Source organism: Perlabentimonas gracilis, assembly GCF_011174675.1.
Lineage (GTDB): Bacteria > Bacteroidota > Bacteroidia > Bacteroidales > Tenuifilaceae > Perlabentimonas > Perlabentimonas gracilis.
Genome location: NZ_JAANIG010000024.1, coordinates 42,779 through 55,671 on the forward strand (window position 1 = coordinate 42,779; position 12,893 = coordinate 55,671).

Annotated in this window: 8 protein-coding genes; 4 read left to right on the top strand and 4 right to left on the bottom strand. The window is 46.0% G+C overall.

What is annotated here, in order from left to right:
- The first annotated feature begins 35 nt into the window (after window positions 1-35).
- Window positions 36-677: an endonuclease III gene (gene nth / locus G8O23_RS11080; protein WP_166364767.1), complete on the top strand. Its 642-nt coding sequence runs from the start codon at window positions 36-38 to the stop codon at window positions 675-677.
- 40 nt (window positions 678-717) lie between these two features.
- On the opposite strand, the gene G8O23_RS11085 is transcribed toward nth, so the two are convergent.
- On the bottom strand, window positions 718-2,451 hold the full coding sequence (locus G8O23_RS11085; protein WP_166364769.1) for a methyl-accepting chemotaxis protein: 1,734 nt from the start codon (window positions 2,449-2,451) through the stop codon (window positions 718-720).
- 14 nt (window positions 2,452-2,465) lie between these two features.
- Window positions 2,466-3,005 carry a YfiR family protein gene (locus tag G8O23_RS11090; protein ID WP_166364771.1) on the bottom strand — a complete coding sequence of 180 codons (540 nt, stop codon included), beginning with the start codon at window positions 3,003-3,005 and terminating at the stop codon, window positions 2,466-2,468.
- 286 nt (window positions 3,006-3,291) lie between these two features.
- Here G8O23_RS11090 and cysS point away from each other — a divergent pair, with 286 nt between their 5' ends.
- Entirely contained in the window at window positions 3,292-4,755 is a 1,464-nt protein-coding gene (gene cysS, locus G8O23_RS11095; protein ID WP_166364773.1) for a cysteine--tRNA ligase, read from the top strand.
- Between the two features lie 8 nt (window positions 4,756-4,763).
- Here cysS and G8O23_RS11100 read toward each other — a convergent pair whose 3' ends face one another.
- On the bottom strand, window positions 4,764-5,693 hold the full coding sequence (locus G8O23_RS11100) for a S66 peptidase family protein (protein ID WP_166364775.1): 930 nt from the start codon (window positions 5,691-5,693) through the stop codon (window positions 4,764-4,766).
- Between the two features lie 131 nt (window positions 5,694-5,824).
- On the opposite strand from G8O23_RS11100, the gene metG reads away from it, so the two are divergent.
- Entirely contained in the window at window positions 5,825-7,861 is a 2,037-nt protein-coding gene (gene metG / locus G8O23_RS11105) for a methionine--tRNA ligase (RefSeq protein WP_166364777.1), read from the top strand.
- A gap of 287 nt (window positions 7,862-8,148) precedes the next feature.
- A complete protein-coding gene (locus G8O23_RS11110; RefSeq protein ID WP_166364779.1) occupies window positions 8,149-10,776 on the top strand; it encodes a valine--tRNA ligase in 2,628 nt (875 codons plus the stop codon).
- A gap of 71 nt (window positions 10,777-10,847) precedes the next feature.
- Here G8O23_RS11110 and G8O23_RS11115 read toward each other — a convergent pair whose 3' ends face one another.
- On the bottom strand, window positions 10,848-12,887 hold the full coding sequence (locus tag G8O23_RS11115) for a hypothetical protein (RefSeq protein WP_166364781.1): 2,040 nt from the start codon (window positions 12,885-12,887) through the stop codon (window positions 10,848-10,850).
- Window positions 12,888-12,893 lie beyond the last annotated feature (6 nt).

Genomic DNA, 12,893 nt, shown 5'->3' on the forward strand with positions numbered 1-12,893 from the left:
CTATACTTTTACTGCTTATTTAATACAAAACACTGATGACTCGTAAAGAACGTTTCGAGAAAGTAATTGAGTATTTTAAGGAGAATATGCCTGTAGCCGAAACTGAACTCCACTTCAACAATCCTTATGAACTTGTTGTGGCAACTATTCTGTCGGCACAATGTACCGATAAGCGGGTAAATATGATTACACCCTCATTTTTCGAGCGGTTTCCAACTCCTGAAACCTTAGCTTTTGCTCAGCCCGAGGCGGTTTATGAGGTCATCAAGTCGTGTTCGTATCCAAATAATAAGGCTAAGAATCTGGTTGGGATGGCTCAGGGGGTGGTGGAAAGGTTTGGGGGAGAAATTCCTACTGATCTCAAGGACTTGCAATCCCTGCCCGGTGTAGGCAGGAAAACAGCTAACGTGGTGGCTTCGGTGGCTTTCAATACGGCTGCCATTGCTGTGGATACCCATGTTTTTAGGGTTGCCCGCCGTATAGGGTTGTCGCACAACGCCAAAACTCCACTCGAAACAGAAAAGCAGCTAATGAAGTATATTCCACAGGATCTCTGGGCGGTGGCACACCACTGGCTAATTCTGCATGGGCGATATACCTGCATTGCCCGTTCACCCAAGTGTTCCTCGTGCGGTATAGCTGCATGGTGCAAAGAATTCCCAAAGCTTAACAAATAGTAAAGGCGGCCAATGGCCGCCTTTACTTATGGTTGGGTTATTAGAACCTTTCGTACCCATCGTCGTCCTTAGGGCCAATGTTACCCCCCAAGTTCAACTTCACCCCTCCTTTTCCCTTTATGGGCTGGGGTGCTTCTTTTGGAGGAATTGTTTTAAGCTTTGGCTTTACCTCTGGTTTTGGGGTTGGTTTCACTGGCTTAACAGGTGCTGCCACCTTTTTAGTAAACACGCTGCTGCTACGCTCAGTTTTAAAGAAGCCAATTATTTGCTTAAGGTTCTCAGCTTCACCGTTCATTTTCTCTGAGCTGGTTACCAGCACATCGGCATTAGCGGCATTTTGTTGAGTAACATTATTAAGCTGCTGAATGGCATTGTTGATTTGCTCAGCACCATTATTCTGCTCAACGCTACCTGCTGTAATCTCTTGAATTAGCACCGATGTACGCTTAATCTCGGGAATGATTTCACGGATTAGTTCAACTGAAGATTCGGTGTTGGTTACGCTCTCCTTCGAAAGCTTCAGTATCTCGTCGGCAGCAACCTTGCTTCGCTCAGCTAGTTTACGCACTTCGGCAGCCACAACCGCAAAACCTTTGCCGTGCTCACCCGCGCGTGCTGCTTCAACAGCAGCATTAAGGGCTAGCAAGTTAGTTTGGAAAGCGATATCATTTACAATGTTAATTCTATCGGAAATCTTTTTGATAGAGCTCATACTCTTCTCCGATTCTGCTCCAATTTTCTCAATATCAACGGCAAGCTTGTCGGAAATCTTGTTGGTATTGCTCGAGTTCTCCGTATTTTGTTGGATATTCGCCACCATTTCTTCCATCGACGACGAAACCTCCTCGGCGCTACTTGCTTGTGTTGACGCCCCACCAAGAATTCCCTGAGCAATATTATTTAACTCCATACTGGCACTGGCAATCTCGCTAGAACCATCAATAATTGAATTAACGGTATCACGCAATCTCCCTATCATTGCTTTAAGGTCGAACAGCAACTTGGCAATCTCATCGCTTCCCTTTATGTCAAAGTCCGACATAAGTTCCCCATTGGCTAGCTTGGAGATAGCATCCGAAGCAGTATTTATGGACTGCTTGATGGTTGACGTGATGTAAACAGAGATTACTATGCCAAAGAAAACAATTAGTAATCCCCCAATGATGATAAATATTCTGAAGAATGATGTTGATGATTCAATCTGCTCGTAGGCAATTACTGCTTCGTTTTGCTGATTAGCTATAAGCTCTGTAAGCTGATCGAGAATTTGGTCGGTTGTGGTGATAATAGAGCCACCAGCATCAACCATACCCTCAACATCCATAAGGATTAGAAAATCGTTATAGCTGTCAAAAGTATTGAGCTGCGTCATTACATGCTTGTGGTCGCGAAATAGGGTTTCAGTTACCTTCTGATTTACCTCATTGAAAAGCTCCCTGTCCGAAGCGTTCCAGTTTTCAATCAACGGCCTAATCTCACTAACCACACCCGGGTATAGGGAGCTATGGAGCTCTTGAAGCCTATTCTTGTCCGGAGTGTCGGGGAGTTTATCTATATACACCCAGTTTTTTATCAGCAGTTTCGACTCAGCCACTAGATTTTGTAGCTCAATAAGCCGGTTTACTGAGGGGGTGTTCTGTTCGGACAGCTTCCGGTTTATTTCATCGTTTTGTGTAAGGATAACAAAGGTTACAATAGACGAGATGATAAACAAGCCGATAATTAGTCCAAACCCAATAAAAAGTTTTTTCGATAAGGAAAACTTAACTTCCATAGCTGGTGGGGTTTTTAGTAGATATTAGTCGCTAGGTTATATAGCTGATCGTTAACGCTGAAGCCCTTGCTCCTCATATTTCCCCTGTTAATCTCAAGTTCAAGCTTAGAGACCCTGGTGTTGTATACCAGGCTGACATCAGCACCTGCTCCTCGGCGTGCTGCACCCACCTTATCGCTGATAAGCATAGTGCATTCGCCCCCTGCCTTTGCCGTGATTTCTTCAACATTGTCGAACATCGATTCGGGTATAAAAAGTATATTTGCCTTGGTTACATCGCCAATACTTGCAAAACTCTTCACCTCAATTTGCTGTGTTCCAACACGCCTCACCTGAAGGGCAAGAAGTTCGGTAAGTAGTGTTGGCTCGTTACCCACGATTGCAACAACAAAATTCCCTTGTTTTCCTTCGGGGCACCACTCAACTAGTCTGGTCAATTGATAAATTAGTGCTGTCTGCAGTCTTTCCTTCTGTGCATTAGCATTTATGCTAAGCATTAGCATCAACACCAAAGCCAATGGCTTAAAAAAAGAGAAAGCTTTCGTCCTGTTCATCTGTTCAAGTTTTATTTATAAATGATAGTTTTAAGTTTCAAATTTAGCCCGGAGGGCAGCATGAATATTTTGTATGTACGCAGTTAACCCAAAAAGGTTCGAGTAATAAACAATAAACCTTAAGTTATGGCTCTGTTATTACGATGATTGATATCATTATTTTGCTTGAGGGCAAAAATTTCAATCCCACAAAGATACGGATTTATTTGTTAATATTTCTTATCTTTGAGGCCTCAATCAGTTGATTATCAAAATCATTTTATATACATAAAAGATTTCCAGTAGGATGAAACTATCCATTTATAACACGTTAACCCGAAGAAAGGAAGAGTTTAAGGCTATTACGCCCCCAAATGTAGGCCTCTATGTTTGTGGGCCAACCGTTTATGGCGATCCGCACCTTGGGCATGCTCGCCCCGCCATTACATTCGACTTGCTATTCAGGCTTTTAAAGCACTTAGATTACAAGGTTCGCTACGTTCGTAACATTACCGACGTGGGCCATCTGGAGAATGATGCCGATGAGGGTGAGGATAAAATTGCCAAGAAAGCTCGTCTCGACCAGCTGGAGCCAATGGAGATAGTGCAGCATTATACCATTAGGTATCATGATGCTATGAATATGCTCAATGTTTTGCCTCCAAGTATAGAGCCACGTGCAAGTGGTCATATCATTGAGCAGATAGAGCTTGTGAAGAGGATTCTTGACAATGGATTCGCCTACGAGAGCAACGGATCCATTTATTTTGATGTTGAAACATATCACAACAAGCATAGTTACGGCAAACTTTCGGGACGCGTAATTGAGGATATGATGTCGAGCAATCGTGTACTCGACGGACAGGATGAGAAGCGAAATGGTATCGATTTTGCTCTTTGGAAAAAAGCCGCTCCCGAGCACATCATGCGCTGGCCTTCGCCCTGGAGTGTGGGATTCCCCGGCTGGCATCTAGAGTGCTCTGCTATGAGCACCAAGTATTTAGGCGAACCTTTCGATATACATGGCGGGGGCATGGACTTGCTCTTTCCGCATCACGAGTGCGAGATTGCCCAGAGCGTTGCCGCCAATGGCAAGGAGGCCGTTCGCTACTGGATGCACAATAATATGATCACTATCAACGGGCAAAAAATGGGCAAATCGTTGGGTAACTTCATAACCCTTGAGGAGCTCTTTACTGGTAAGCATAAGCTGCTCGATCAGGCCTATAGCCCAATGACCATACGTTTCTTTATACTTCAAGCACACTATCGATCTACGCTCGATTTTTCTAACGAAGCCCTTCAGGCTGCTGAGAAGGGGTTGGGTCGCTTAATGGCTGCTTCCCGAATGTTATCAAAGGTGAAACCCTCAAAAAGTTCATCAGTAAATGTAGATGAGTTAAGGGACAAAGCATTTGCTGCACTTTGCGATGATTTGAATAGCCCCATAGCCATTGCCACGCTGTTCGACTGGGTCCGGATTATCAACTCCCTTGCCGAAGGTAAGGAGCAGATTACACAGCCCGATCTTGATGAGTTGACTTCTCTTTTCAACAGCTTGATGTTTGATATACTTGGCCTTACCGATGAGCAAACGGCAGGATCGAAACACGCTGAGCTTACGGGAAAACTAATAGAGTTACTCCTCGAAATGCGGATGCAGGCTAAAGCTAATAAGGACTATGCCAAATCGGATCAGATAAGGGATCAGCTAACAGAGCTTGGTGTAACGGTGAGGGATAGAAAAGACGGTTTCGATTGGGAGATATAGCGAGATGCTTATAGTTCACAGGCTGGGGCTGAGAATGAGAGTTGAACCCCATCGTTGGCAACTTTTATTTCCACATTTCGGCCTAGTATAAGGGCAAGGTTCTCGTCGAGGTGCCCAGCAGGGAACCCATAGCATACAGGGTAGTCGTATTCGGCAACGGCATCGCGGATAATCTCTATTGCCTCCAATCCGTAGGGAATGGTGTTATCGTTCATCTTGGTCATTCCACCAACAACCAATCCTGCAAGCTGGCTAAGCTTTCCGCTGCGCTTTAGGTTCATCATCATTCTATCAATGTGGTAAAGGTACTCGTCCAAATCCTCAATGAACAGTACCTTATTGGAGGTGTTAATGTCGGCATCGGTGCCAGCAATACTGTATAGTATGGATAGATTACCGCCACAGAGTTCTCCAAATGCCAAACCGGGTCTGTTAAACTTATGAGGAGCAACATTGTAGATGGGGCTCTCGCCAAAAAGCACTTTGTGCAGGCTTTTAGTTGAGTTGTTGTCCGTTCCGTGTTGTGGAAAATTTATGGGCATAAGGCCATGGATGGTTTCCATCTTGAACCAAGAGTTTAGGATGCTGTGTAGCACGGTGATATCGCTATATCCAACTACCCATTTGGGGTCGCGTTGCAAATCTCGCAGGTTAATATGATCGAGCAATCGCACTGTGCCATACCCCCCCCGAGCGCATATAATGGCCTTAACCTCATCATCATTAATCATACTCTGAAAATCGGCTGCACGCTCAACATCCGTACCCGAGAACTGGTTGTACGCTCCAAATAGATGAGCCCCAAGTTTTACCTTAAGCCCCCACCTCTCAAAGGTTCTTATCGCGGGCTCTATCTCCTCTCGGGTTACCCTTCGGGCTGGTGCTACTATGCCCACGGCATCACCTTTTTTTAGTATGGGAGGAGATATTAGTTCCATTGTCGTTTTGCTAAAATGTTACTACCTTTGCTTTTAAATTTTCTGCCATCTTTCCTATTACTAAGTTAGTTGATTTTGGCAAGAAGCCTATGAATGGGCTTATTTTTTTGAGCAAACCTAATATTTCAGTTATGAACGGCTACAAACGTTACTTAATTACATCGGCCTTGCCCTATGCAAACGGCCCCATTCACATCGGTCACCTAGCTGGTGTGTATATTCCGTCCGACATCTACACACGCTACTTGCGAATGAAGGGTATGGATGTAGTTTCGGTTTGTGGCTCCGATGAGCATGGTGTCCCCATTACCATAAAGGCTAGGCAAGAGGGGGTGTCACCACAGGACATTGTGGATAAGTACCATAGTATTATTAAAAAATCGTTCGAGGATTTTGGTATTGCCTTCGATATTTATTCCCGCACATCGTCTAAAGTGCACCACGAACATTCTGCTGAATTTTTCAAGCATTTATATGATAAGGGAGAGTTTATAGAGAAGACCACTGAGCAGTATTACGACTCTGAGGTTAACCAGTTTTTGGCCGACAGGTATATTACCGGAACGTGTCCGCATTGCTCAAACGATAGCGCCTATGGCGATCAGTGCGAAAAGTGCGGAACCAGCCTTAATGCAACAGATCTGATAAACCCAAAATCGACGCTTAGCGGCGCAGTACCTGCTCTTAAACCAACCAAACACTGGTTCCTACCGCTCGATAAGTACCAAGGTTTCCTTGAGAAATGGATTCTTGAGGATCATAAGGAGTGGAAGGTAAACGTATACGGACAGTGTAAGAGCTGGCTCGACCATGGTCTCCAACCCCGCGCCGTGAGCCGCGACCTCGATTGGGGTGTGCCCGTTCCCGTTGAGGGAGCTGAGGGCAAGGTGCTGTACGTTTGGTTCGATGCGCCCATTGGTTACATTTCGGCAACAAAAGAGCTTACCCCCGATTGGGAGAAGTACTGGAAAGATCCCGAAACCCGTATGATTCATTTTATAGGTAAGGACAATATCGTATTTCACTGCATCGTTTTTCCATCGATGCTTAAGGCTGAGGGTAGCTACATTTTACCCGAAAATGTACCTGCCAATGAGTTTTTAAATCTCGAGGGCGATAAAATATCAACCTCGCGCAACTGGGCCGTTTGGCTACACGAGTACCTCGAAGAGTTTCCTGACAAACAGGATGTGCTTCGCTACACGCTAACCGCCAATATGCCCGAGACCAAGGACAATGACTTTACTTGGAAAGATTTTCAGACTCGCAACAACAGCGAGTTGGTGGCTATTCTGGGTAACTTTGTGAACCGTGCCCTTGTGCTTACGCATAAGTATTTCGATGGCAAAATCCCAGCTTTAGGGGAGCTAACCGATTACGATAAGGAGACCCTTGTGGAGTTGCCCAAGCTTAAAGCTGGTATCGAGAAGAACTTGGAGGTATTCCGTTTCCGCGATGCGCTGCGTGAGGCTATGAACGTGGCAAGGTTAGGAAATAAGTATTTGGCCGATACTGAACCTTGGAAACTTTTTAAATCCGAGCCCGAGCGGGTGGCTACTATTCTCAATATATCGCTACAAATATGTGCTAACATTGCCATTCTGGCCGAGCCATTTTTACCATTTACATCCGATAAGTTGAGCCAAATGCTCAATGTAGAATCGTTGGGTTGGGAAAATGGTGGCAAAGCTGATCTATTGCCTGTTGGGCACCAAATAGGTAAAGCAGAGCTACTATTTGAGAAGATTGAAGATGAGGTGGTGGAGAAACAACTGGCTAAGCTGCAGGCAACCAAGGCTGCTAACGAGGCCAAAGTAATCAAAGTAGTAGAACCACAGAAAGATACGATTACCTATGACGATTTTATGCGTATGGATATTCGAATCTCCACCGTGCTTGCTGCCGAGGTGGTTCCAAAAACCCAAAAGCTACTAAAACTCGAGATTGATACAGGGATAGACAAGCGAACCATCGTTTCGGGAATTGCCGAGTACTTTAAGCCCGAGGAGGTTGTTGGGCGCCAGGTTTGTGTTTTGGTAAATTTAGAACCACGCAAAATTCGCGGAATTGTATCGCATGGAATGATACTGATGGCCAAAAATTCCGATGGCAGCCTACGTTTTGTTCAGCCCAACGAGGCTGTCGATAGCGGTTCGGGAGTGAGCTAGAGTTCTGTATTGATATGAATTATATGGCGGACTCTGTTATAAGAGGTATTTACTAACCTTGCCATCTAACCACAAAACGTGCTATATCTTTCTTTATTCATCGGATGCAAAGTTGGTTTGGTTTCGCCCCTAAAGATAGGTTGGTTCATAAAACACATTAACCATTCCTGCTCATCCATTGTATTTAGCTAAAAAACAAGCAAAAGCTTACGCAAACAAAGCTGCAAATATGCAGATTTTCTTAATTTTGCGGTCTTGCTTTTGTCATACATAAACAAATAAATTCTATGGATATTCCCGCAAAGTATAATCCTGCCGAGGTCGAGGATAAGTGGTACAAGTACTGGTTGGACAACAAGTTGTTCCATTCGGAGCCCGACGAACGAGAGCCGTTTAGTATTGTTATTCCACCACCCAATGTAACAGGTGTGCTGCATATGGGCCATATGCTCAACAATACCATTCAGGATGTGCTTGTCCGTCGTGCCAAAATGCAGGGTAAAAATACCTGCTGGGTCCCCGGTACCGACCATGCATCCATTGCCACCGAGGCAAAGGTGGTTGCCAAGCTAAAGGCCGAGGGTATTGATAAAAACACCCTTTCGCGTGATCAGTTCCTTGAGCACGCATGGGAGTGGAAGGAGAAGCATGGCGGGATAATCCTTGAGCAGCTCAAAAAGATGGGCGCTGCATGCGACTGGGAGCGTACAGCATTTACTATGGACGAGAGCCTTTCGGAGAGCGTAATAAAGGTTTTTGTTGATTTGCACAACAAGGGCAAAATCTACCGCGGTGTGCGGATGGTAAACTGGGATCCCCAGGCCAAAACCGCCGTGTCCGACGAGGAGGTTATTTACAAAGAAGTTCAGAGCAAGCTCTACTACCTAAAATATTTTATCGATGGCGAGGATGGCTATGTAACCATTGCCACAACCCGCCCCGAGACCATTCTGGGCGATACCGCCGTGTGCGTAAACCCCAACGACCCTCGATATGCAAATCTTAAGGGTAAACGTCTTTTTGTGCCTCTAATCAAGCGTAGCGTTCCGGTAATTTTCGACGATTATGTTGATATGGAGTTCGGAACAGGTGCCCTTAAAGTAACGCCTGCCCACGATATCAACGACTATATGCTGGGCGATAAGCACAACTTGGAGTCAGTTGATATTTTCAACGACGATGGAACACTAAGTCCTGCCGCTCAGCTTTACGTTGGAATGGATCGGTTTGCCGTTCGTAAGCAGATTGTTATCGATTTGGAGAAGGCTGGCAATGTGGATAAGATTGAGGACTACATGAACAAGGTTGGCTACAGCGAGCGTACCGATGCGGTAATTGAGCCCAAGCTTAGTATGCAGTGGTTTCTCGATATGAAGGAGCTGGCCAAACCAGCACTTGATGCTGTTGAGAGTGGTGAGATACAAATATATCCTCATAAGTTTGTGAATACCTATCGCCATTGGATGGAGAACGTGAAGGATTGGTGCCTGTCGCGTCAGCTATGGTGGGGACATCGCATACCCGCTTGGTACCTACCCGAGGGTGGTTACGTGGTGGCCGAAACAGAGGAACAGGCCTTGGCCCTTGCCAAGGAAAGATCGGGCAATCAAAACCTTACCGTTGCCGATTTACGTCAGGACGAGGATGTGCTCGACACATGGTTCAGCTCGTGGCTCTGGCCCATATCGGTGTTCGATGGTATTCGATACCCCGATAATGAGGATATCAAGTACTACTATCCAACAAATATTCTTGTTACGGCTCCCGAAATTCTTTTCTTTTGGGTGGCTCGTATGATAATTGCTGGCTACGAGTACCGTGGACAGAAACCGTTTAGTTCTATTTACCTGCATGGTATAGTGCGCGATGGGCAACGGAGAAAGATGAGCAAATCGTTGGGTAATAGCCCCGACCCACTCGATTTGGTGAAGAAGTACGGTGCCGATGGTATGCGTATGGGAATGTTATTGTGCTCTGCCGCCGGTAACGACTTGCTGTTTGACGAGAACTTACCCGAGCAGGGGCGTAACTTCTGCAATAAGATATGGAATGCCTTCCGCTTGGTAAAAGGGTGGGAGGTTGATGCAAATATAGCGCAACCCAAGCATTCTGCAGTTGCGGTGGAGTGGCTTAACAGTTTGATAAGCCGTGAGGTGACAACGCTCAACGATCATTTCGACAAGTATCGCCTATCGGAGGCGCTGATGGAGGTGTACAAGCTTTTCTGGGACGAGTTCTCATCGTGGTTCCTCGAGATTGTTAAACCAGCTTACCAAAAACCAATCGATGCCAAAACGCAATCGGAGGTGATGGCCATTTTCGATAAGATGCTTAGGTTGCTTCATCCATTTATGCCTTTTATTACCGAGGAGCTATGGCAGCTGCTCGATGAGCGCAAAGCCGGCGATAGCATTATGGTTGCTCCGCAACCAGAGGCCAACGAGTTCGATGCCGAGCTGCTTGCCCGTTTCGATGAGATGAAGGAGATTGTGGCTGGTATCCGTAATATTAGGCAGGAGAAGAATATCCCCAACAAGGAGACCCTTTCGCTATTTGTTAAATCTACCCAAAAGCTTAACCCCGAGATTGAGAGTGTAATCGTTAAGCTGGCTGGACTAGATAAGTTGGAGTACACAGACGATAAGGTTGATGGCAGTGCAAGCTTCCTGGTTAAATCGTCGGAGTTTTTTGTTCCTCTTGAGGGATTTGTAAATGAGGAGGAGGAGATTGCCAAACTTACCGAGGAGTTGAACTACACCAGAGGATTCCTGACCAGCGTGATGAAGAAGCTAAGCAACGAGAAATTTGTTAATGGCGCACCCGCCCAGGTGGTTGAGGTTGAGCGCAAAAAGCAGGCCGATGCCGAGGAGAAAATTAGGGTTATTGAGGAGCGACTGACTGGAATTAAGAAGTAATGACGTAACAGTTATAAATAAATAGGGTGGAGCTTAGCTCCACCCTTTCGTTGTTTTATTTTGGCGTTAAGCTACTTAACAACCTTCAATGCCTTTTCAACCGCATTAAAAATTGGCTCATTGCTGATTTGGCTTCCCACGGCCTTCTGCATCCAGTGCTGTGGGGTGATGCTGCCAATGGAGAATATTCTGAGAGTTTCTTCGGCAAAATTCTTATCGGCAATGTAATCCTCCAGCTGGTACATGATTAGCCTGCCGTAGGGGTAGTTCATTAGGTACAAGGGCGATTGTATCATATGCGAGTAGATTGCAAGCAGTGGCACATCCTTCTCGCCAAACACATCGGCGTAGTATTCGTTCCAAATATCCTTGGCTATGCTTATAACTGCCGCTTTAAGTTCTTCAGCATTGGCGTTCGGATTTGCATAAAGCCATTCCCAAACCTTCATGTCAACCAGCGAAACGCCCATCATCTCGTAGTTATCCCAGAAAATGTCGAGAACATCCAAATGCTCCATCATGGGGTCGCTCTGCTTGATGCCAAGCAGCTCAAGGTCGCGTTTCTGGAACATAAAGGCCAGCGCCTCGGTAAAGGCGGTGTTGGGTATGCCGTTAATAAAGTGGTTATCCACCATATGCAGGCTAATGGTTTGCTCCACGTTATGTCCAAACTCATGCACAGCAATATTATACCCTTTGTAGTCCATTCCATCGGCGGCAACGCGGGTACGCAGGTGCGAGGTCATATCGCGCATCGAGGCTCGCATGGCGTGTCCCGAGCCACGGGCCGCATCAACCTCAACCTTCGAGGCAATAAACTCAGCGGTTTTGCTATCGTAACCCAAAGCCTTGAGTATCCTTGGCAGATCCTTGTTCATGGCCTCGGCAGTGGGGTACTTGCTTTTGGTGATTTTGTCCAACTGATCTTCCGAAATTCCAGCCCTGCCTACAAATCCATTGTACCAAAGGTCGAATGGGCGCAGCTTGCGACCCAAGCGCTGGCTGATGAGTTTACCCGCTTCGCGGATAAGTGGCGATGCGGCGTATTCTCGGAATAAGCTTTCCACCTCCTCTAAGGGAATTTCCATGCTGCTCTCGAATCGGCGCTTGATATAGGTATCGAGGGTAGGGTAGTAGGGGTCAAGCTTCTGCATTGCATTGAAATTGCCCAACAAATGTTCGTACCTAATGGTTCCCTCGGGCTCTGCGGCAACCTCTTTCCCATCCTGCATCAGCTGGTTGGTTAGCGGGTTCCACTGGTAGGCAGGGTTGTTAATCACCTGCTTAGGAATATCCTGACCTATAATGCGAAGCATAACGTTGTAAAGCATCTCCTGCTTCTCCAAGCCATTGTCGTAGTCGTAGTTCGATTTAATCTCGTCGCGGATATTCCAGTGCGAAAGTAGCTTCATGCCATCGGGGAATAGCTTTTGGCCATCGTTGTTACGGAGCTGATCGGCAAAGATGTTGTATTCTGATATGTATAGCCTACCCTCGCTGTAAACCTTGCTGTTCTCCTGAAGTATTTTGGCAGGAATCCGTGCGGTGTACATATCGCCAAGGCGAGCGTAACCCCACTGGCGATTGGTCCAGTCCTTACCCAGCGTATTCTTCTCCTTAAGCGAGTAATTGGGGAAGTTTAGCGTGATGATAAAGGCCAGCTTGTTGGCGTAAAAGTCTTGCTGAACGTGAGCACCAGGGCTATACGCCCCAAATATTTGGTCGATGGGGTGAATTGGGCCGCGATCCTCGTGGATTTGACGGTTAAACTCAAAGCTAATACGCCCGAGGTAACCGTAAAGGTACTCAAAGTTGTTAGCCAATCTGTCGAACACCAAATCCAACTCCTTGGCATCGGCAATAAAGCGTTGCATACAGAAATTTTCAAAATCGGCAGCTGTGCCATCAGACTCGCGCCACAACGAAGCGGTTTGGTTTACGCCACGGGTAACACGAAACTCGAAATCGGAACCGTGCTTTTCCATCAGCTTATCAATAACCAAATCAATGGTTTTTTTATCAATTGGGCTGGTTTCCATTGCATCCTTTGTGACAGTGGAACATGATGCTAGCACAATCGCTGTTAGGGTGATAAGAAATAACTTTTTCATAATTAG

Excerpts from the sequence above, each read along its gene's own strand:
- nth (WP_166364767.1), top strand. The coding sequence starts at position 36 with ATGACTCGTAAAGAACGTTTCGAGAAAGTAATTGAGTATTTTAAGGAG.
- G8O23_RS11085 (WP_166364769.1), bottom strand. The coding sequence starts at position 2,451 with ATGGAAGTTAAGTTTTCCTTATCGAAAAAACTTTTTATTGGGTTTGGA.
- G8O23_RS11090 (WP_166364771.1), bottom strand. The coding sequence starts at position 3,005 with ATGAACAGGACGAAAGCTTTCTCTTTTTTTAAGCCATTGGCTTTGGTG.
- cysS (WP_166364773.1), top strand. The coding sequence starts at position 3,292 with ATGAAACTATCCATTTATAACACGTTAACCCGAAGAAAGGAAGAGTTT.
- G8O23_RS11100 (WP_166364775.1), bottom strand. The coding sequence starts at position 5,693 with ATGGAACTAATATCTCCTCCCATACTAAAAAAAGGTGATGCCGTGGGC.
- metG (WP_166364777.1), top strand. The coding sequence starts at position 5,825 with ATGAACGGCTACAAACGTTACTTAATTACATCGGCCTTGCCCTATGCA.
- G8O23_RS11110 (WP_166364779.1), top strand. The coding sequence starts at position 8,149 with ATGGATATTCCCGCAAAGTATAATCCTGCCGAGGTCGAGGATAAGTGG.
- G8O23_RS11115 (WP_166364781.1), bottom strand. The coding sequence starts at position 12,887 with ATGAAAAAGTTATTTCTTATCACCCTAACAGCGATTGTGCTAGCATCA.